Below are 20558 nucleotides of genomic sequence, written 5' to 3'. Positions count from 1 at the left end.
AACAGACAGGTCTGTATAATATATCCAAAAAAAGAGAACGAGGCGGACCTCATTCGATAGCGTGTGACTCTGGTACCAGTTAGTTCGTATTTAGTACGATTATCAGCAAAGACACCTGAGCGGGCGAATGCATTGCGGCTGGTTCTTCTTTGCAGTTGTCGCGTGTCTGAACAATCGAAGCATACAGGTCTGTCTAATTCTGTCAAGGGGTGAATCCGGGTTTCCTGTGGAGTTTATTTTCGTGGAGTCCTGCTCATTGGGATTATGATTCTGTTCTGCTGGTTTGCTGCGGTGTGATGTGAAGTGTAAACAGGGGGTTATCAGTCCTGGTATCGATTCATATGGACCTGAACCCTGTTGCGCCCGTAGAATGCTCGCCTTGCTCCGGTTTCTGGATGAAAGAAAAATCACAGCGTGTTCTCAAGGAGGAACGATGTTGCTGAGTTATGGACGCTACCGGAATCGATATATTTCAGGGTTCTCAATCTTATTTATTTGTGTTGCTGCCCTGTTTTGGGGAGAGCATTCCGCCCAGGAACCCGTCAAGGCAGCGGCGGAGCAGTCTGAGGAAGAGGAAGCCGGCTTTCATGCGCTGCCCTCTGAATTCAAGCAGCCTCAGATTGAAACCATATTAATGAGCACCAGAGAAAATCCCCTCAGGGCGAATCGTCAGTGGATCGAGATTGATGGAAAGCTGGCCAATCAGTTGTGGACCCATGTGCGGTCCGCGCGTCTTAGCGAAAATGAAGAGTCTCAAAGGTTCCTGCCTGGGACGCTCCCCCAGTTCGCGCCTCCCTGCTACGACGCGATTGTTATTTTCCATGATCGAGAAAAGATGAATCTGGCCATGACTGCCGATATCTCGGAGGTGCACGTTGATTCAAAAGAGAGATTGTGGCCGATGATTCTGCTGCGGTACGATGAAAGTTTAGTCACGCGTCTCGATCGAATTTTCTTTCCTGCCGATCAATAAAGCTCTGGTTGATGACCGGTGTTCAGCTTTATCATTCCTGAGCAAGCCGGGCATTAGGCCGCTTGTCCCGGCGGATGTGGGGCGTATAATGCCGGGAACAGTCCCATTGCAGGACGACCTGCATGTATTTCCCGTCGGCGGGGACGACCCTGCCACAGCAGTGACAGGTGCGTTATGGCATGGGTGATTCTTTTGGTGGCGGCGGTGCTGGAGATCGGCTGGGCGGTCGGCATGAAATACACGGACGGTTTCACCAGGTTATGGCCCAGCGTGCTGACCATTGGCATGATGGCGGCGAGCATGTTCCTGCTGGCCCTGGCGGTCCGCACGATTCCGGTGGGCACCGGTTACGCGGTCTGGACGGGGATCGGCGCATTGGGGACGGCGGTGCTGAGCGCCTTCCTGTTTGGTGAACCGGTCACGATCTGGCGCGGGCTCTGTCTGGTGCTGATCGTGGGTGGCGTGCTGGGGTTGAAGCTTTCGGCTTCGTGAGTGGCGGCTGGTATCCTGCATGCAGAGATTCTCAAGTTCATCGAAGAAGAAATGGCCAGCGTTCATTATGAAGATGAAAGGGCCCTGGTTACAGAAGCGCTGGAGGTCTTTCGGGAGTTGAAGCAGAGACACGCCGAGCTGAAGCAGCAGATTCAGCAGTCCCTGGAAGCCGAGAGAGAAGGCCGGGTAATGCCCCTTGATATCGATGCAATCGTTTCAGAGCTGGAATCGTGTTGAAAACGCTGATTGGCTTTCGGTTTTGCGGTGTTGTGTTCATTCTGATGTTCGCAAGAGTGCCCTGCGACCTCCTGTTCGCTGCGCTCACCCCGAATTGCATTCGGGGTTACCCGGTTAATTTGAGTGGAATGGCTCTGGCCACCGGTAATTGGGATCCGCGCTGGAGAATATTACCGGCGGCTAGCGCCTTGCCGCTCAGTTGGTGTTGGTGTCCGGTCTAAATACTACAAGCCAACAGTGGCACCCATCGCGAGCCTAACTTCAATCGGGGCCGGCCCTCGTTTTTCTTCGAGATCATTTACTTCCAAACGCCTGGCCGTCTTCGCGGAGGTTTTGCAGTGCGCGGTCGACGATGCGGCGGAACTGCTGTTCCAGTTCGTCGATGTTGAGTTTGTCATCAGGGAGCATCATCCAGCAGAACATCAGTGCCTGGCGGACGGACTGGTCTACCTGCGTCGGGCTGAAGAGATCGCGCATTTTGTCGAACGATTCCTCGTCGTCGGGGTCGAATGCCTGAAAGACCATGGGGTTCTCCTGAGTGAAAAACTGAGGATGAGCGTAGCGGTGCGCTTTCCTACAGCTTAACGATTTTCAGCTACGGGGGTGAGTTTCTTTTTTGTAAAATGGGGGATTGGTATTCTCGGAAGACGCCGGGTTGATCTACCACGAAAGACACGAAAAACACGAAAGAGGTGCGTGGGAAATTCGAATACCAGGGGGAGTGGATGAAACCTGGTAGTGCTGCAGGCGACAGGAGGTCGTTGTGTGGTGGCTGGCTGGTGATGCGCTGTGCTTGGTTCGGTTTGTTGTTCATGAAGAGTTGTTGCTGTGACTGGGGCGTACGTTGTGACCTCCTGCTCGCTGCGCTCGGCTTGAATTGCATTCGGGCTCACCCGATTCTGTTCGTGGAATATCATAGAATATGTTTCTTCATTCGGATGTTTTATACCAAACTCGTTTCAACCGGGGCTAATGCCCTGCGGCTCATTTCTTTTCCTGCTTTGACGCTGTTTAGCAATGGGTGACTGAAATTTTAAGTACAGATACGTGTGGCTGGTGCCTTGCTGCTTATTTTTATTGGGGGTAGTGATGTTGGATTTTGTTGAAGGGCATGTGGGGGTCAAGGGGGATTCGAGCTTTGAGTTTGTTGCGAGTTCCTTTGAGATGGGGGTGAGCGGTCTCTCAAATGCTGTGAGAGTGCTCCGAAATGATTTGAAATTATACGGGACATGTGGAACCGGTTCAGTTTGTGTCGGTGAAAACCGGGGGAAATCGACGGCGATTCAGGTGCTGCTGGGTCACTGGTGGGCGGTGTTCCAGTGCTCGCATCATCCGCCTCGCGCGCAAAGCACAATTGCGACAATTTATGATTCGGGAGACACCGATCAAGGGCAATCTTTTCAGTGAAAACAGGTGATGGTCAGTCGTGCACAAAGCACACCAGTGATGATGGACGTGGGAGGCGACCTGTCTCATGATGGCTGACGGAGTCCGGGAAAATTATCTCAAAAAAATCCGGAGTGAGTTCCCGGCGAGACGACCGATTTTCTTAAGTTTGTATATATATGACATAAGTATCTTGATTACAGGATGTTAGTAGAGATGAATGACAGACCAGGGGGTTCAGGGGAGTATAATCGGCCCCAACTCGTTTCTGGGTTTCAGATTAGAACAAGGGCAGAGACTCAATTGACGGTCCCCTGCAGGGCTCGCTATTGTGGGAGAAAACGCCTGGATGTTGAGACGCGGGCGACCACCGCTCCGCGTCTGGCGTACTCGCTCTACTACAAAGTTTCTGAAATATCGGAAACGATTTCCCGCCTCGTATCGTAGTAAAAACGGTACCACTCCCCACGAAGCTAATCAAACTGAAAAGGAAGATGGAATGCGACTTTGTCTGGTAATTGCCGCTCTGATTCTGTGCAATCTGCATTCGACAGTAAGGGCCGACAAACCTTTTGAACTCAAGAAAAACGAACGCATCGTGGCGGTCGGAAACTCGTTGGCAGAACGGATGAACCTGTTCGGGCAGTTCGAGACCCTGATGCAGACCCGGTACCCCGAGAAGGAAATCATCTTCCGGAATTTCGGCTGGCCTGCGGATGAAGTGGGGATTCAGCAGCGTCCGAGTAACTACACCACGATCGATGATCCACTGGAAGTCTTCGGACCGGAAACGTTTTTCTGTTTTTTCGGTTTCAATGAGTCGTTCGCCGGGGACTCGAAAGAGAGCCTGGACGCCTTCAAGCAGAACTACCGGAACTACATCGCCGAACAGACCAAGCGTTTCACCAAAGATGGCAAACAGCCGCGGTTTGTACTGATCAGCCCGATTGCCTTTGAATCGACGGGCGATCCGCTGCAGCCTTCCGGAGAAGAAGAGAACAAGAACCTGGCCGCTTATACGGCTGCCATCAAAGAGCTGGCGGAAGAAGACGGTCACCGTTTCGTCGATCTGTTTACGGAAACGAAAGCCAAATTTGGTGCCAAGCCGGGTAACCAGTATACGGTTAACGGAGCGCATGCGAATGAGCAGGGTTACCGGGTCATTGGTCAGCTGCTGGACGGCAGCCTGTTCGTGTCAGAGCATCCGCTGGGGATGGGGACGTCGAAGTTCAATGAGATCCTCAAGTGGGTGAATGACAAATCGTGGTTCCACGCACAGGACTACCGGATGCTGAATGGCTGGTATGTCTATGGGGGCCGCCGTACCTGGGACATGGAAACCTTCCCGGGCGAATATCAGAAGATTCGGAAGATGGTCGCCGTGCGTGACCGCTATATCTGGGAGATGGCTGCGGGGGCGAAGTACCCGATCAGCCGGACGATTCGAAGACGGGTGAAGTATTCATTCCCGAAACGATGTTCGGCAGCCGCGATGAACGCTTCCGCGAAATGCGCGAGCCGAAAGAGCTGAAGTATCCGACGCCGGAAGAGTCGATCGAGATGATGACTGTTCCCGAAGGGTTCAAGGTCGAGCTGTTCGCGTCCGAGCGGGAGTATCCCGAACTGGCGAATCCGAACCAGATTGCCTTCGATAACAAGGGCCGTCTGTGGGTTTCCTGCATGGCGAACTATCCGCAGTGGATGCCCGGTGCAGGGAGACCCAGCGACCGCCTGCTGATTTTTGAAGATACCAACGGCGACGGTAAAGCCGATAATTGTATTACGTTCTACGACAAACTGATCTGCCCGACCGGATTTGAATTCTGGAACGGCGGCGTACTGGTGGTTGATGAGCCGCGGATCCTGTTCCTGAAAGACACCGATGGCGACGACAAGGCCGATGTGGTCCAGCAGATTGTCGACGGGATCGCGACCGATGACACGCACCATACGGTGGGTGCCTGGGAGTATTCGAACGGCGGTCTGTTACACATGCTGGAAGGGGTTTCGCTGTCGACAACGCTGGAAACACCCTACGGCGCATTCCGCAACAAGGACACCGCAGGCTGTTATACGTTGGATCCTCGATCGCTGAAATTCCGTCACTTCCGCACGCCTGGCTACGGAAACCCGTGGTGCCTGGTGTTCGATCAGTGGGGTAACGGGATGGTTGGTGATGGAACCAACGCCAAGCAGCACTGGACGAGTCCGCTTTCCGGTCTGGAAGTCAACACGCGGCGTACGCTGGAACCCAACTTCGATAACCAGGGAATGCGTCCCGCGGTGGGGAACGAATTCCTGATTTCGCGCCATCTGCCTGAAGACGTGCAGGGCCAGTTTATCTACGCCTGTGTGATCAACATGCATGGTATGCCGCGATTCAATCTTCGTGATCAGAAAGATGGTTCCGGTTTCGAAGGGGAACGTGTGGAAGACCTGCTGTCTTCGACCGACATGATTTTCCGTCCCGTCGATCCGAAGATCGGTCCTGATGGCGCGGTCTGGTTTGGTGACTGGTGTAACGCGTTGATTGGTCACATGCAGTACTCACAGCGTGACCCCAACCGCGATCACAAACATGGCCGCGTTTATCGTCTGGTCAATACAAAGAAACCGCTGCTCAAGCCAGTGACACAGGCCGACAAGTCGATTGAAGAACTGCTGGAGCAGTTGAACGCCTACGAACTGAGGACCCGTTATCGTGCCCGTCGCGAATTGTGGGACCGGGATCGGGACCAGGTCCTGGCGGCTGTGAACAAGTGGGTTGAAGGTGTGGATGATCCGAAGCAGCTCTGCGAAGCGATGTGGCTGCAGGAGAGCTTCCGGGCCGTGGATACCAAGCTGGTCGATCGGATTCTGGCGAGCGATGTCTACCAGGCACGTGCTGCCGCGATTCATACGCTGGTCAATGAAAAGGATCGTCAGCCGCAGTTGAAAGAATACCTGGCGAAAGCCGTTAACGACCCGAACCCGCGGGTACGACTGGAAGCCGTCCGTGGTCTGAGCTTCTTCGGAACCGTGGAAGCGACTCAACTGGCACTGCAGGCTGCCAATCATGAGATGGACTACTGGGTCGATTACACGCTGGAACACACGCTGCATGCGTTGAAGCCGGCCTGGGAAGTAGCGGAATCGAAGCCCGATTTCCTGGAGGGTTCATCCACGGCCGCGAAGAAATACCTCGACCGTTATAAAAAGATGACCGGACCGGGTGGGGCGGCTGTGAAACCGCTGGAGATTGCCGGTTCCGAGGAAGCCTCGGAAAGCAAACGTAAAGCTGCGATTCGTGAACTGGCCAAAATGAGTGGCGGTAATTACGAGCGGGGCGAAGGTGTATTCAAGCAGGTCTGCTCTGCCTGTCATATGGTGGGCGACCTTGGCAAGAAGTTCGGTCCGGACCTGAGCGACATTGGTCAGCGGGTGAACAAAATCGAAATGATGACTTCGATCCTGATGCCCAATGATAAAATCTCCAAAGGTTTCGAGACAGTCGCGATTGTGACGATCGAAGGTGAAGTGCATACCGGCTTCATCCTGGCCGAAGACGAGAAAATGATTTCGCTCGGTCTGGCGAAGGGGAAGAAGATCGACATTCTCAAAGACGACATCGAACTGCGTAAGCCGATGAAGTCGAGTTCGATGCCCGAAGGATTGATCAAGACGATTGCCCCGATCGAGTTTCTGGACCTGGTGGCCTATCTTTCCCGGCAGCGGCAGATCGCCGCAGTAGAGGATCAGGAGGGCTGGATCAGTGCGAAGCAGAAAACGGTCAAGCTGCGGAAGAAGAACGGCTTCAAGGAGATCTCCCGCGATGCTGCTCTCAAGTTTGGCGGTAAGTTCGGGAACAAGACCTGGAACAAGGACGCGTATCTGTTTCTGACCGACGTTCCTGCGGAGCGGTTTGATTTCGCGTTCCATTCCGATCTGGATTCCGAGTCGCCTTATGTCACGATTCGGCTGAAGGATTATTCTGAAATCCGTGCGATCTGGTTGAAGAATCGGAAGGGACTGCAGGAGCGGGCCGCAGGTCTGACGGTGTGGATCTCTTCTGACGGGACGAATTTCGAGAAGGTCTGGACGGCTGAAAAAGTGCAGCCCGAGTGGACCATCGAGCTGCCCGAAGGGACGCGTGCGAAATTCGTCCGCGTGGGCCTGGAAGGGGAAGGGACGCTCCACCTGCACCAAGGCGCAATTTTCGGTCGATAAGGCTGAAAAGGCGGAACTTTTCTGCCGCTGTGGTGCTCAATATAATTAGATGATTTCTCCCCTGATCTGGGTCTTCAGATCAGGGGTTTTTATTGGATTGACGGGTTTTATGAAGATTGCGATGAACCGGCTGTCTGGTCGATTCGTTCGCGAGAAAGGGTCGCTTAGCGAAAGATCGTTCCACTGATTGTCTGAGTTTGTAGAATTTGGGCGCTGTGCATCCTGTTTTTACCTTTTCTTTTTCGGGTGACTGCCGTTACTATGTGTGGTATATACTTGTATTGCATGGAGGCGAAAAACAGGCACATCTGACGGTAAAGCAGGGAAAAAACGGATCTCACTGTTAAAAAGTGGAGAATGTTGTTCCTTCCGCATTACTTTTTGACTAAATTCAAGTCCCTATCGTATCTCATTTTAGCATTATTTCAGGCCAGATATTCGGGCCTTTCCTGTCGCAGGATCAGTCCCGGTTTTGAGGTGCAGCAGCGTGAAATCTTTCTGGGCATATTTATTGATTCTGTTGAGCGTCTTATGCGTCTCGGCAGAGCTGCAGGCTCAACCCGTTGTCGAGGGCGATAACGGGAACGATTCTGCAGCGCGGACACCTGCGAATACAGGGCAGGTGGGAAAGTACCCCCCGGTGCCGATCCGGTTCTTCAGGGGCAACGGGCCTGCGACCTCCTCTCAGGGTTTCTATTTTAACTTCTGGAAGATGCTGTTCGTCTGCCTGCTGTTTCTGCTGTGGGCAAAAACATCTTACTGGGTGGACGATGACAGCAGGGCGTTGAAGTGCAACACGGAATTCTGGAGTTCGCTGATTCTGGTAGCTGGTGCGCTCGGATTTCTGCTGGTGTTCTGCATGCCGAATTTCATTGTCGGTTTTCTGGTCCTGGCAGCCGCCTATGCGGCGCCGCTGGGGTTCTATATCAATGAGCGGAACGCCAAAGTGCCCGCTTCCAGCAAGGTGATGACGCCCGATCATATTCAGAAACTGACTTTGCGTTACCTGGCACGGATGGGAATCCGCGTGGGGGGCAAGAAGACACAGGAAGCCGCGATGGGGCCCGATATCCGTTTCATCGGGAAATCAGCGACGGGGCGGGGTGACGATCCCAGCAGTTCGCGTCGGGTGGAAAATTCGCGTGGGTTCCTGGCAGCGAAAGAGCTGATTCACGATGCGATCATGCGTCGCGCCACCGACGTGCACCTGGAGCCGAAAGAGGATGAATACGGCGTTCGCCTGCGTATCGACGGGGTGATGTATCCCACCGAAGGCTTTGACCGTTCGATCGGCGAAGCGGTGCTGAATATTTTCAAAGTGCTTGGTGCCATGGACATCACGGAGAAACGTCGTCCCCAGGATGGTAGTTTCCGTGCGATCATGCCGGACCGGGAGATCGATTTTCGTCTTGCCAGCCAGGGGACCCGTTACGGCGAAAAGATGAGTCTGCGTATTCTGGACCAGACGAACTCGATCGCTTCACTTTCGGAACTGGGGCTGCGGAAACAGATCGTCGACAAGATGAGCTCAATTGTCAAGCAGCCGCACGGCCTGTTCCTCTGCTGTGGTCCTACCGGTGCCGGTAAATCGACGACCCTGTATGCCGCTTTGCACGAAATTGACCCTTACCAGCGAAATATCATTACGATTGAAGATCCGGTGGAGTACCGGATTGAGAATGTTTCGCAGATTGAAATCAACCAGAAAGCCGGCCAGACCTTTGCCGAGTCGCTGCGGAGTATTCTGCGTCAGGACCCGGACGTGGTCATGATCGGCGAAATTCGAGATGCCGAAACCGCGCGGATTGCCTGTCAGGCCGCGAATACCGGTCACATGGTGTTCTCCACGGTTCACGCCAACGATACCTTTACTGCTTTGTACCGTCTGATCGACCTGGAAGTCGAGCCGTTCATGCTGGCCAGTTCGCTGTCGGCACTGTTGGCTCAGCGTCTGGCGCGACGTCTGTGTCCGGACTGTAAAGAGGCGTATCAGCCCAATCCGGAGTTCCTGAAAAAGGCAAATCTGCCGCCGGACAAGGTGAAAAGTTTTTATCGTCAGCCGAAAAATCCGGAGATTGTCTGTCCGACCTGCGGTGGACTGGGCTACTTCGGACGTATCAGCGTGGTGGAGCTGCTGGAATTCAATGAGCGGATGCGGGATATGATTCGCGACGACGCCGGCATGTCCCAGTTGAAAGCACAGGCCCGTAAGAACGGGATGCTGTATATGAAAGAAGAAGGCCTGCGGCTGGTAGTCAAAGGCATTACCTCGATTGATGAATTACTGCGTGTCGTGAAGTGATCTTCGACGGGCAGAGGTTGATTCCGGGTTGAGAACCCGTTGAAACGCGATTCAGTTCAGTTTGGATTTATAACCATGATTGATATTCTCTTGCTGGCGATTCTGGGAATTGTAACCTGGTGTGTTGCCAGCGAAGGCGCCTGGGGAGCGGGTTTCATTTTTGTCTCCGTGCTGTTATCCGGGCTGCTGGCAATGAATTTCTTTGAACCGCTGGCCACGTTCATGTCCGGCAATGTGATTGGCTCTGGTGCCTGGCAGCAGCGGTGGGACAGTATTGCGCTGATTGGGTTGTTTGTCGGTTTCGTCTTTCTGTTCCGCGAGGTGACCGTACGGATTGCGCCCGCGTACATGCAGGTCCATCCCCTGGTGCACGAGATTGGTCGCTGGGGTTTTGCTGCACTCACCGGTTACATCACGATGGCGTTCCTGTTGACTGCCCTGCATACTACGGCATTGCCGCGAGAATTTATCGGTTTTACTCCAGAACGTCAGAACCTGTTTGGAGTGGTTGCCCCCGACCGCCAGTGGCTGGGTTTCACGCAGTACGTGTCTGAGAAATCGATGCGGAACGGTGCCCTGGGGCACATCTTCGATGGTCCCGAGTACCCGCTGCCGAATCATCAGAATCGGGTCTGGCCTTCATTTCCGATTCGCTACGCTTCACGCCGGGCCAGTGGGACAGGGGCTGTTGCGCCACCGCCGGTCTCCAAAGACAAAGCAGATCGCTCGTTCTAGCCGGAGGCTTACGGGCTGGGCGTGATCTGAACGGTGCAGGGTCTTAATCATCCAGCTCGTGGAAGAGGTCGACCAGCTGCGGGATGAAGCGTTCAAAGGCTCTTGCACGGTGGCTGAGGTGTTGCTTGACGATAGGGGCCAGCTCGCCGAACGTTTTGTGCAGCTCGATGATCTCGAAATAAGGATCATAGCCGAAGCCGTTCTCGCCGCGTGCTTCGTCCGTCATTCGTCCCCGACAACGGGCTTCGACCTGCAGGCAGATCTCCCCCTGCGGATTGGAGAGGGCCACGTTACAGATGTAGGCGGCGGTCCGTTCTGGCAGGGGAACGTCTTTGAGTTCCTCCAGCATTTTAGCGTTGTTTTTTTCGTCGGTCGCATTCTCACCACTGTAGCGGGCCGAATAGATTCCGGGAGCTCCGTCTAACGCGTCGATCATCAGGCCACTGTCTTCGCCGATGGTCCATTCAGAGATTGCCTGTGCCGTCTCGTAAGCTTTCTTGGCAGCGTTCTCTGCGAAGGACTGGCCGTCTTCAACGACCTCTTTTGCCTGGGGGAAGTCGGCGACACTCTGAACTTCGATGCCGTGTGGTTTAAGCAGCTCGGCGATTTCGCCTGCTTTTTTCTGGTTACGACTGGCGAGCACGATGCGTGGGTAGTGAGACATGAATGAGCTGGATTTCACTGCTGAAACGGAAGAAGAAAACGTTGTCCGGCTCATTCTGCCTGCGGTTCCTGGGAACCTCTGCGCAAAAAAGAAGCCTTCCCGATGTCTGGCACTTTAGCAGGCCTGACGGACAGAGGGAAGGCAACAGAATGAATCGATTGTCCGCGGTGTTATTAGCGGGACTTGGGATTCTGCATCAGCATCGGTTTGGGATCGAAGACCCAGGAAGCTGATGGAGGTGCAGAGGGGGTGCTGCCGGGAATCACGAAGTATTCCGCGGTCATGGTCTCCACACCGGTTTCCGGGTGCGGCTTCATTTTAGAGCCGAAGAGTTTGGCGTATTCCTTGATCCGGGGATCATCGGCAGAGTCAAACGAACCGACGGTCACAATGGAACGGTACTTTTCGTGTAAAACGTAGGCATCGATATTCCGCGGGGCACCCGCAGGGAAGTTATAACTTTTCGCGTTACGTAATGCTTTGGCCAGTGACCAGGCATTTTCAGCAGCCCGGTCCAGGGCGTTGCTGACTTTCAAAGTTTCGTTCGCATTTTGAAAGCGGGAAGTCGCGGTCTGGGTGACGGAGTTTCCGTAGAACGAAGCTACGACCAGCGAATATTTACCCTGATTCTTCAGCAGCGAGTATTCGATACCTGAGTTCAGTTTGGCGATCAGTGGATCCTGTTTCCGCTGCGCAACTTCCTGTGGAGAGAGCAGCGGATTGATCGTGAGGAACGCACCGCTTAACGGTCCGGGCTGGCCGGGAGTCTTTTTATAAACGCCGTTTTCGGTGATGACTTTAGGATGGAAGTTCTTGATGTACTTCAGAGTTTTCTGAGCGACATCGTCTTCGCTGTCGGAATAGTTACCAGCGATCACGGAGATCATTGCTCTCTGGGCAGCGTAGCTGCGGCGTTCTTCCCGGCCGAGACGATCCAGTGTATTGAAACGCTGAATAACGGCTTCCTGGCTGAAGGTATAAGCGGGAATGCCCCGTTTACGCAGTTCGAAGACCAGTTCGTCGGCTGCTTCCTGGGCGGACAAACCTTTGGAACGCCTGCTCTCAGGAATATCACGCAGGCTGGCGACCATGATCATCCAGGGCCCGTGCCGTTTGGTGAGCTTGTACTTCTTGCCTTTCTCAGCTTCAATCCGGGCGTGCGCTTCCGGCATGATGGCTGTCGAACAGACAATGGCGGTGAGTAAAATGATCAGGCTTTTGCAAAGCAGTTGCGTGGTCCGCATATCAGTATCCCTTCTGAAAGCGTCCGAACCGGTTGGAATTTTAAGGCTAGCGGGCGGAGATTCCACTGCATCCTGAGCGCGAATCGGTACCCGTGTTACAGACTTTGGTCGTGAAGATGTTGAGATGACTCAGACATGTGCGGGGGAGTCTAGCAGTTCTGCAAAATTGAGTCCAGAGCTGATTTCTCTCGTCTTTCAGGGGGCTGGTTCTTGAGAGAATCAGCGGGATTTCACTCACAAAGTCAGAAAAAGATTCCCCTGCCTGCTCGAAGAGACATATAATCTAAGTGTAAACAAGATAATAAGATAAGGTAGAGGGTAAGGGGCACAGAGCCTCACTGTGGCGGCGTCTTAGCAGGAAAGCAGACATGCGTGTACTCGTGATTTCGGACATTCATTCCAACTGGGCGGCTCTGTCTTCGCTTCAGGAAGAATTCGATTATTGTCTCTGTATCGGCGATCTTGTGGACTATGGCACCGACCCGGTGCCGTGCATCGAATGGGTGAAGCAGCATGCGACCGCCTGTGTGCGGGGGAACCACGATCACGCCGTCGCCCAACGAGTGGAAGCCAAGGGTTCGACCGGATTTCGAAAGCTGGCCTGTTTCACGCGCCCGCTGCACTGGGACCTGCTGGATCGGGTACGTATGAAATACCTGGCGCGGCTGCCGATCTCACAGCAGATCACAATTGAAGGGGTGACCTTCTACCTGGTACACGGAACCCCCCGCGATCCCCTGGATGAATATCTGGGTGAAAACGAAGCGGGCTGGAGGTCACGTCTGCAGGGAATCAATGCGAACTTTGTCTGCGTGGGACATACCCATCTTCCGTTCCATCTCGACCTGGGAGACAAGCAGGTGATCAACCCGGGCAGCGTGGGACAGCCTCGCGACGGGGACCCGCGTTGTTCCTATGCGATCATAGAGGACGGGCAGGTAACTCTCAAGCGGCAGGAATATGATATCGAGGCCGCGATTCGTCAGATGGAAGCAGCCGGCCTTTCCGGAGAATCACTGGAGCTGGGCGCCAGCGTTCTCCGGAATGGACGAATGACTGCAGAAGCAAGTCAGAAAGAGTGACCACTTAAGCCTGAGGCTCGGTCATGCTCATGGGGTCAAGGGCTTCATTCAGAGTCTCTGCGGGCAGGATTTCCTGCTCGGTGCAGAGCTCGCGAATTGTCTTGCCTGACTTGAACGCTTCCTTGGCGAGCGCAGACGCTTTCTCGTAGCCGATATGTGGATTCAGGCTGGTCACCATCGACAGGCTGTTTTCCACGGCCGCGTTGCAGGCCTCTTCGTTGGCTTCCATGTTTTCCAGACAGAGCTTCACGAATTCGTTGCAGGAGTTCGCCAGCAGATGCACGCTTTCCAGAGCCGTGAAGCCCATGACGGGCATCATGATATTCAACTGGAACTGGCCACCGGCGGCTCCCGACATGGTGATGGTCTGGTCGTTGCCGATCACGCGGGTGGTGGCCTGCATCATGCTTTCGCACATAACCGGGTTAACCTTGCCCGGCATGATGGAGCTGCCCGGTTGCAGGTCGGGGATCTTGACTTCATAGAATCCGCAGCGCGGACCCGAGCCGAGCCAGCGAATGTTGTTGGAGACGTTGAACAGAGTGGTGGCGATGGTTTTCAGTTCGGCGTGGCACTCAACCAGACCGTCGCGCTGGGCGTTGCCTTCGAAGTGGTCGACAGCTTCGACGAAAGCGATTCCAGTCAGCTTCGCCAGTTCTTCGCTGACCCGTTTGCCGAATTCGGGGTGCGTGTTGATTCCGGAACCAACCGCCGTTCCACCGACGGGCAGTTCATAGACTGCTTCCGCAGCTCGTTTGGCTCGCCCGATACTCAGTTCCAGCTGACGGGCGAAGCCGCCAAATTCCTGACCGAGTCGCAGAGGTGTGGCGTCTGCCAGGTGAGTCCGTCCGATCTTGATGATCTGGTCCCAGGCTTTCGCTTTTTCTTTCAGGCTGGCAGCCATCTTTTCCAGACCGGGGATCAGTTGTTCGTGAATACTGGTCGCGACAGCGACGTGAATGGCGGTCGGGAAAGTGTCGTTGGTGCTCTGTCCCATATTCACATGATCGTTGGGATGCACGGATTTGTCTGCGGCGAAGCGGTCTTCCCCCAGAATTTCAATCGCCCGGTTGCTGATCACTTCGTTGACGTTCATGTTACTCGAGGTTCCCGAGCCGGTCTGGTAGACGTCGATCGGGAACTGATCGTCGTATTTGCCTTCGAAGACTTCGGTGGCAGCTGAGACCAGGGCCTTGATCTGTTCGTCATTGAGGGGATTCTTGCCCGTGCCTGAGAGTTTTCCCAGATCGCGATTCGCATGTGCGGCGGCCAGCTTGACCTTGCCCATGGCGTGGATCAGGCTGGGGGGCAATGTGTTCCCGGAGATCTGAAAATTCTCAACGGCCCGCTGCGTCTGTGCGCCATAATACGCTTCTGCGGGAACCTGCACTTCGCCCATTGAATCACGTTCGGTTCGAAACCCCGACATGGTTTGTTTCCTGTCACTAAGAGAGTGTAAATATTGTCTTCATGTAAAAAAGCCGGTGATCTGTCAGCAGAACACCGGCCTCAATTTTAGCAAGTTGTGCCGTTTTCTCAATTGCCCCGCCACCTGGGCGGGAATTTGCTTACGGCAGCGGCTGGGAGCTGCGGAGGTAGCTGAACAGGTCCTGAATTTCCTGATCCGAGAGCTTGTCGAGCAGCCCCTCGGGCATCAGCGATTTTTTCTGCGGCAGCATTTCGTCGATGTTGTCGCGTTCAACGGTGATGCTCTGGCCGTCCGCACTGCGGATGACGATCACATTGTTGTCCTGGTCCGCCAGGAAGCCGTTCACTACCCGTCCGTCATCAGTGACAACCAGATACGTTTCGAAACCTTCCCGGATTTCATTGGACGGATTGACAATGTTGACCAGCATGCGGCCCACGTCGTCCCGTTTGAAGGACGTCAAGTCGGGGCCGATCTCACCGCCATCGCCGAACAGTTTATGGCATTTACCACAGTGCTTCTGGAAGAGTTTCTCACCGGCGTAGCGATCGGGCTCTGCCTGGCTGGCGAGCAGCATCTTCTGATGCGCTGCGATCTGTTGCTGCATCTGTTCGGTTGTCGCACCCGCGATCGAGCCGAAGTGCTTCTGGATCAGATTGCTGATGTCATCATCGCTAAAGACGGTCATCTTGCGGGCGGTTTCGACGGGGACTGTTGTCTTATTAATCTTGCCGGCATCAATGGCCTGCAGGAAATCCTTCGCCCATGCTTTCCGAATCGTAAGCAGGGTCTGGGCGGCACTCCGCAGATCGTCCGACATGCTGGGATAGAGGGCGGTTACCGTTTTGCCGATGGCGTCATCCGGGTACTGCTGCAGGGCACTGATGGCAGCGATCTGCATCTGCAGGTCACTTGAGTTGGAAATGATATCCAGCAGCACGGGGACGCAGGCAGGAACTTTGACTTCACCAAAGATCTGAATCAGGTCGAGTCGCTTCTGGTTGTCTGCTTTGGAATCCGCGACGATCTTCAGCGCTTTCTGGATGGCCTCTTTGTCACCCTGTCGCAGACCCAGGGAGATCGACTGTCCGCCGTACTTCGACATGGCGGCGACCAGTTCTTTGGGGAAGCTGGCTGTGGAACGTCCCTTCATGGCGGTTTCGAAGCCGGACATCAGGATTTCGGCGTGTGATTTTTCGGGAGCCAGCTCGAGCAGTTTCGCACAGACCAATAGATCGTTACGCGAGCCGGTTGCAGCGAAGCGACGCATGATCCGCTCCAGGATGTATTTCTCCACGAGTGGCGACTGCCAGACTTCCGGTTTGGCGAAATAAGCCAGCAGGGCGTCCCGGTCTTCATTGACCCGTTTTTCCAGCGACCACCAGAGGATCAGCGGGATATGCACGTCGTCCAGATCTTCAGAGCGAGTGAGCAGGTTAAAGGCGATCGGCAGTCCCGGATCGGCTGGAAGCCGTTTCGATGAACTGGCCAGCTGACTGCGAACCTGAACGTGAGGCTCGGTCAGTGCCAGGGCGATCAACTGTTGTCCGATTTCGGGAGAGACCCGGTGGTCATCGCAGAGCAGGCGAATCGTCCAGGCCCGGACGAAGGGATCTGCGTGTTTGAGTGACTTCGCTGCGACCGCTTCATCAAAGCCGCCACTGAGGTTCAACGCCCAGAGTGCTTCCAGCGCAGACTGGCCGTCGGTTTCGAACAGCTTCTGTTTCAAGGCGGGGATCACCGAGGCATCCTTGCGGTCGCCGAACAGCCGCAGTGCCTGTTGACGGAACCAGCGGTTGGGGTGATCGAGCACCGCGATCAGTTCTTGAGACGACTTCTTGCCCAGGTCAAACGGGGCCAGCGGCTTGGCATCTTTCGCTGTCAGCCGATAAATGCGGCCATCCCCTTTTTCGACCTGCCCCGAGTAATGTTGTCCGTGGGCAATCTGATGTTCGTACATATCGCAGAAATAGATCGCACCGTCCGGGCCGAGCTTAATGTCGACGGGGCGGAAGCGTTTGTCTGTGGTCGCGACCGGACGTTGCAGGTCTTCGGTCTGGTAGGATGAACCGTCGGCAGTGACTGCGCTTTCTACCACGCGGCCCTGCAGAGGTTCGATGCCAAACAGGTGCCCCCAGTACTTTTGGGGCAGTGTCTCGGCTTCGTAGATAATGAAGTTGTGCGTGAAGCGGGGAACCTTGGCGTGCTTCATGGCCTGAAAGTAGCCGAAGGCGTAAGGATTCGAGAGGGGGCCGTGCTTGCCGAACCCTTTCTGGTAGTAGCTTCCCTGGGTGTAGTGGAAGCCGCGTGTGTTACCGCCGTTATGACCGGAGTAAAGACGTCCCTTATCGTCAATCTCGACGCCGAACGCATTGCCGCCCCCTTCCGCGAAGATCTCGTAGATTTTCTTTTCGGGATGATAACGCCAGATCAACTGGCCGAGTGTCTGGATGGCTTCGCTGTCTTTCTGTCCCGGCTTTTTCACTTTACCGGAGACGGTACTCCCCTGAGAGGAATAGAGCCAGCCGTCCGGTCCCCAGCGGAGACTGTTGACGACCGAGTGGGTATCTTCCAGGCCGAAACCTTCGAGGTGCACAACGGGATCGCCGTCCGGTACATCGTCGTTGTTTTTATCCGGATAGAACAGCAGGTAAGGCGGGTTCAATACCCAGACGCCGCCCCGTCCTTTGACGAACGAAGAGGCGATGTTCAAATCGTCGAGGAAGACGGAATGTTTGTCGTACTTGCCGTCACCGTCGGTATCTTCGTGAATGGTGATCTGGTCGTCTCCCTTGTCGCCGTGCGGGGGAGGCAGGGGGACTTTGTCGTAGACGGCCCGGTGATGTTTATCCTTACTGAGGATTCGCAGCCCTTCAGGGTAAGGGTACTGCAGATAGTTGATGACCCACATCCGCCCCCGTTCATCAAAGTTGAGGAAGATCGGCTGTTTGACTAGCGGTTCCGCCAGCACCTGTTCGAGTTTGAGATCGTCCGGAACGGTGAACTGTTTCAGCGAGTCGGCGGGGCTGAAAAATTCGCCTCCCGTATTATTGGGTGGCGGTGTCGGAGGAGCCGCCTGGCTGACGACGTAGAGAGAACCGGAGGCGAGGATGGTGAGCAGTAAGAACAATCGCAGTTTCATTGTTCCCGTTCCTTTGATTACAAATTTCGCGGATCCTGATTCACAGGGAATGAACAGGGCAGGAGTTCAGGTGAGAAGATTCCGGGATTTTTAAAGGAAATTCAGAATCTGACTATCAGTCTGAGGGGAGAACAGTCCAAAATCAAGTAAACCATGGTGATTCCCCGGGGATTCTCTGATTCTCACAGGGGAACGCCGGTCGTCATACTTTCATTACGACGAATCTCCCTGTTTGTTGAATCACGGTCTGTTCTTTTTTGAAAATCATTCGCACCAGGAACCTGCTGCCATGCTGAAATCTGTTACATCGATACTGCTGTTGTGCCTGCTCGTCTGTGACACGCTCCCACTATCTGGAGCAGAGCCGAAAGAAGCGCACCCGGTCCCCCGGACTGTGGCTCCCGGGGCCGAGTTAGAGGAAGAGTATGCTGCGAAAGCCTTCTTTGAGGGCCCCGTCTGGGATCCCGTGGGGAAGAAGTGGTACTTCACTTCGTTTGTGGACAAAGACACCAAGATCCTCCGTCTGGACGGGGAAGGGCAGGCGAGCATCTGGCTGGATAAAACTAAAGGCATCAATGGTACCTATCTCTCCAACGAGGGGAACATGCTGGGAGCGCAGGCCTACGGTCAGCATGTGATGAGCTACGGCTTTGGTGAATCGGGGCCGAGTGAGACAACCGTGATTGCCGCGAACCCGAAATGGAATCAGCCCAATGATGTCTGTCAGACTCCGAATGGAAATATCTATTTTACCGACCCGGATTTCAAGAACCGGAAAACGAGCGCTGTCTACGTCAGGACTACCGATGGTGCCGTGAAGAAAATCATTACCGAGATGCCGGTGCCGAACGGAATTATCGCGTCGAATGACGGCAAGACTTTGTATGTCGGCGACAGTCATGAGAAACTGTGGCGGAGCTACCCCATTCTGGAAGACGGCACTGTTGGTGAGGGCAAGGTCTTTTTCAAGCCGGAGACCGCACGTCAGGATTCGCCCGATGGGATGAGCATCGATGCCGAGGGGAATCTGTATTTGTCAGGGCGGGGCGGTGTCTGGGTGGCGAGCCCTGAGGGGAAATCGCTGGGACTGATTCCCGTGCCTGTCTTCTGTTCGAACGTCAGCTTCGGCGGCGTGGATGGCAAGACTTTGCTGCTGACCTGTTCCAATAAGGTTTACAGCCTGAAAATGAAAGTCCCGGGTGGCCAGTACCGCTGAGTCCAAAACAACACAGGGTGCTGCCTGGTGAGACAGCACCCTGTAGTCTGGTCTGATTTATGATGCGGCCAGCGATTACAGAATCGCGGCGCCTTTGACGTCGATCCCTTTGAGGGTCATCTTCAGCTCTTCCACGTTCGGTGAAATTTCGAACGCGTCGGCACGACTGATGAACTCGCGGTCGATGAAGCCTTTGAGGCTGTCGTTGAACTGCTGCATCCCTTCGTCTTTACCGATCCGGATGGCGGCGGCCAGCTTTTCGTCCTGCTCTTCCAGTACCAGCTTACGCACGGTCGGGTTGAAGGTCATGATTTCCACAATCGGCACACGACCCGGTTTATCGACGATGGTTTTCAAAAGTTTCTGGGCCACGATGGCACGCATGTTGAAGGCCAGCGAGCCGCGGAGTGCTTTGTGCATGTCCTGCGGGAAGAGGTCGAGAATACGACCGATGCAGGAAGGAGCGTTGGATGCGTGAATTGTTCCAAAGACAAGGTGCCCCGTTTCCGCAGCGTGGATCGCTGTCGAGAATGTTTCCATGTCACGCATTTCCCCCACCAGCATGATGTCGGGGTCCTGACGCACGGCGTGTTTCATCGCGATTTCGAAGTCCTTCACATCGATCCCGACTTCACGCTGGTTGATCAGACACTTATTCTGCGTATACACGAATTCGATCGGGTCTTCGATCGTCAGGATGTGTTTGCGGTAGTGGTCGTTGACCCAGTTCAGCATGGAGGCGATCGTCGTACTTTTACCACTACCCGTCACCCCGGCCAGCAGAACCATGCCCTGGTCGAACTTACACAGCGACTCCATCACGGGGGGCAGATACAGCCCTTCGAAGTTGGGAATCGAGCGTTCAATTTTACGGGAGACCATGCCGGGAAAGCCGAGCTGAATAAACAGGTTCACACGGAAACGCCAGGCTTCGCCTTCATGCTCGACGACGTAGGAGAAGTCGGCTCCCCCTTCGTCGTGGAAGATTTTCTTATTGCGTTCATCCATCATTGGATCAAACAACGCCATCATCTGATCACGGTCGATCGGATCCATCTGCAGTTCGCGGAGAGTACCCTTCACACGCAGGATGGGCGCTTTACCAACCTGCATGTGCAAGTCGGAACCGCCGTGCTTGATCAGCTGGCGGAAGACTTTATCAACTTCATTTTCAGCACGCCCGGTGATCGGGGAGATCTCTTTTGCTTTCGCAGGAACGGTTGTCGCCATTAACAAACTCCACTAATCTCATATTCGATTTCACTGCAAGAGCCTGCAGCATTGTTGACAGGAATGACTGTTCTGACATGTGGTCACGATTTCGGGCCAACGGGCCAAAATCAGTGGCTGCAGCAGAAGCCGCTATTACTATTTTGAAGACTCTCAAGGAACATGCAAGCTCCTTTTATCGTGATACCGGTAAATTTGTCACTCTGATAAGGCCACCGGT

Annotated in this window: 15 protein-coding genes; 9 read left to right on the top strand and 6 right to left on the bottom strand. The window is 54.5% G+C overall.

The genetic code is table 11. The features are described 5' to 3' along the window. Positions 1-433: 433 nt before the first annotated feature. The 3 genes from F1728_RS13050 to F1728_RS13040 all read left to right on the top strand — a co-directional run bounded on the left by F1728_RS13050 (position 434) and on the right by F1728_RS13040 (position 1702). Positions 434-973 carry a hypothetical protein gene (locus tag F1728_RS13050; protein ID WP_155364468.1) on the top strand — a complete coding sequence of 180 codons (540 nt, stop codon included), beginning with the start codon at positions 434-436 and terminating at the stop codon, positions 971-973. A 174-nt stretch (positions 974-1147) separates the two neighbouring features. Further along, entirely contained in the window at positions 1148-1465 is a 318-nt protein-coding gene (locus F1728_RS13045; protein ID WP_155364467.1) for a DMT family transporter, read from the top strand. Next, a complete protein-coding gene (locus F1728_RS13040; RefSeq protein ID WP_155364466.1) occupies positions 1466-1702 on the top strand; it encodes a hypothetical protein in 237 nt (78 codons plus the stop codon). Between the two features lie 294 nt (positions 1703-1996). Here F1728_RS13040 and F1728_RS13035 read toward each other — a convergent pair whose 3' ends face one another. Beyond that, a complete protein-coding gene (locus F1728_RS13035; RefSeq protein ID WP_155364465.1) occupies positions 1997-2227 on the bottom strand; it encodes a hypothetical protein in 231 nt (76 codons plus the stop codon). Positions 2228-3437: 1210 nt separating this feature from the next. On the opposite strand from F1728_RS13035, the gene F1728_RS31640 reads away from it, so the two are divergent. The 4 genes from F1728_RS31640 to F1728_RS13020 all read left to right on the top strand — a co-directional run bounded on the left by F1728_RS31640 (position 3438) and on the right by F1728_RS13020 (position 10331). Then, positions 3438-4619 carry an SGNH/GDSL hydrolase family protein gene (locus F1728_RS31640; protein WP_228030723.1) on the top strand — a complete coding sequence of 394 codons (1182 nt, stop codon included), beginning with the start codon at positions 3438-3440 and terminating at the stop codon, positions 4617-4619. After that, positions 4598-7294, top strand: coding sequence for a PVC-type heme-binding CxxCH protein (locus F1728_RS13030; protein ID WP_228030721.1), 2697 nt, complete (start codon positions 4598-4600; stop codon positions 7292-7294). Before F1728_RS31640 ends, F1728_RS13030 begins: the two co-directional genes overlap by 22 nt. A 487-nt stretch (positions 7295-7781) precedes the next feature. After that, a complete protein-coding gene (locus F1728_RS13025; RefSeq protein ID WP_228030719.1) occupies positions 7782-9596 on the top strand; it encodes a GspE/PulE family protein in 1815 nt (604 codons plus the stop codon). Between the two features lie 75 nt (positions 9597-9671). Further along, positions 9672-10331 (top strand): CvpA family protein, encoded by a 660-nt coding sequence (locus F1728_RS13020; RefSeq protein ID WP_155364464.1) that lies wholly within the window; start codon positions 9672-9674, stop codon positions 10329-10331. 43 nt (positions 10332-10374) lie between these two features. On the opposite strand, the gene rdgB is transcribed toward F1728_RS13020, so the two are convergent. Beyond that, positions 10375-10995: an RdgB/HAM1 family non-canonical purine NTP pyrophosphatase gene (gene rdgB, locus F1728_RS13015; RefSeq protein WP_155364463.1), complete on the bottom strand. Its 621-nt coding sequence runs from the start codon at positions 10993-10995 to the stop codon at positions 10375-10377. A 173-nt stretch (positions 10996-11168) separates the two neighbouring features. Continuing rightward, positions 11169-12239 (bottom strand): hypothetical protein, encoded by a 1071-nt coding sequence (locus F1728_RS13010; RefSeq protein WP_155364462.1) that lies wholly within the window; start codon positions 12237-12239, stop codon positions 11169-11171. A gap of 368 nt (positions 12240-12607) precedes the next feature. On the opposite strand from F1728_RS13010, the gene F1728_RS13005 reads away from it, so the two are divergent. Then, positions 12608-13321 carry a metallophosphoesterase family protein gene (locus F1728_RS13005; protein WP_149344860.1) on the top strand — a complete coding sequence of 238 codons (714 nt, stop codon included), beginning with the start codon at positions 12608-12610 and terminating at the stop codon, positions 13319-13321. Positions 13322-13325: 4 nt separating this feature from the next. On the opposite strand, the gene F1728_RS13000 is transcribed toward F1728_RS13005, so the two are convergent. Continuing rightward, a complete protein-coding gene (locus F1728_RS13000) occupies positions 13326-14750 on the bottom strand; it encodes a class II fumarate hydratase (protein ID WP_155364461.1) in 1425 nt (474 codons plus the stop codon). 139 nt (positions 14751-14889) lie between these two features. Next, complete coding sequence (locus F1728_RS12995) at positions 14890-17892, bottom strand: PVC-type heme-binding CxxCH protein (RefSeq protein WP_155364460.1); 3003 nt, start codon at positions 17890-17892, stop codon at positions 14890-14892. Between the two features lie 289 nt (positions 17893-18181). On the opposite strand from F1728_RS12995, the gene F1728_RS12990 reads away from it, so the two are divergent. Beyond that, positions 18182-19108 (top strand): SMP-30/gluconolactonase/LRE family protein, encoded by a 927-nt coding sequence (locus F1728_RS12990; protein WP_155364459.1) that lies wholly within the window; start codon positions 18182-18184, stop codon positions 19106-19108. A 75-nt stretch (positions 19109-19183) separates the two neighbouring features. Here F1728_RS12990 and F1728_RS12985 read toward each other — a convergent pair whose 3' ends face one another. Next, a complete protein-coding gene (locus F1728_RS12985) occupies positions 19184-20338 on the bottom strand; it encodes a type IV pilus twitching motility protein PilT (protein WP_145035742.1) in 1155 nt (384 codons plus the stop codon). Positions 20339-20558: the final 220 nt, after the last annotated feature.

It is taken from the genome of Gimesia benthica (genome assembly GCF_009720525.1).
In the GTDB taxonomy this organism is placed as follows: Bacteria; Planctomycetota; Planctomycetia; order Planctomycetales; family Planctomycetaceae; genus Gimesia; species Gimesia benthica.
The sequence above is the reverse complement of the archived record's forward strand: the minus strand, read 5'-3'. Positions and strand labels throughout refer to the sequence as shown.

What these genes read in the sequence shown, in the direction of transcription:
- F1728_RS13010 (WP_155364462.1), bottom strand. Translation starts at nt 12,239, where the DNA reads ATGCGGACCACGCAACTGCTTTGCAAAAGCCTGATCATTTTACTCACC.
- rdgB (WP_155364463.1), bottom strand. Translation starts at nt 10,995, where the DNA reads ATGTCTCACTACCCACGCATCGTGCTCGCCAGTCGTAACCAGAAAAAA.
- F1728_RS12985 (WP_145035742.1), bottom strand. Translation starts at nt 20,338, where the DNA reads ATGGCGACAACCGTTCCTGCGAAAGCAAAAGAGATCTCCCCGATCACC.
- F1728_RS13035 (WP_155364465.1), bottom strand. Translation starts at nt 2,227, where the DNA reads ATGGTCTTTCAGGCATTCGACCCCGACGACGAGGAATCGTTCGACAAA.
- F1728_RS13045 (WP_155364467.1), top strand. Translation starts at nt 1,148, where the DNA reads ATGGCATGGGTGATTCTTTTGGTGGCGGCGGTGCTGGAGATCGGCTGG.
- F1728_RS13000 (WP_155364461.1), bottom strand. Translation starts at nt 14,750, where the DNA reads ATGTCGGGGTTTCGAACCGAACGTGATTCAATGGGCGAAGTGCAGGTT.
- F1728_RS31640 (WP_228030723.1), top strand. Translation starts at nt 3,438, where the DNA reads ATGTTGAGACGCGGGCGACCACCGCTCCGCGTCTGGCGTACTCGCTCT.
- F1728_RS13005 (WP_149344860.1), top strand. Translation starts at nt 12,608, where the DNA reads ATGCGTGTACTCGTGATTTCGGACATTCATTCCAACTGGGCGGCTCTG.
- F1728_RS12990 (WP_155364459.1), top strand. Translation starts at nt 18,182, where the DNA reads ATGCTGAAATCTGTTACATCGATACTGCTGTTGTGCCTGCTCGTCTGT.
- F1728_RS13050 (WP_155364468.1), top strand. Translation starts at nt 434, where the DNA reads ATGTTGCTGAGTTATGGACGCTACCGGAATCGATATATTTCAGGGTTC.
- F1728_RS13030 (WP_228030721.1), top strand. Translation starts at nt 4,598, where the DNA reads ATGCGCGAGCCGAAAGAGCTGAAGTATCCGACGCCGGAAGAGTCGATC.
- F1728_RS13020 (WP_155364464.1), top strand. Translation starts at nt 9,672, where the DNA reads ATGATTGATATTCTCTTGCTGGCGATTCTGGGAATTGTAACCTGGTGT.
- F1728_RS12995 (WP_155364460.1), bottom strand. Translation starts at nt 17,892, where the DNA reads ATGAAACTGCGATTGTTCTTACTGCTCACCATCCTCGCCTCCGGTTCT.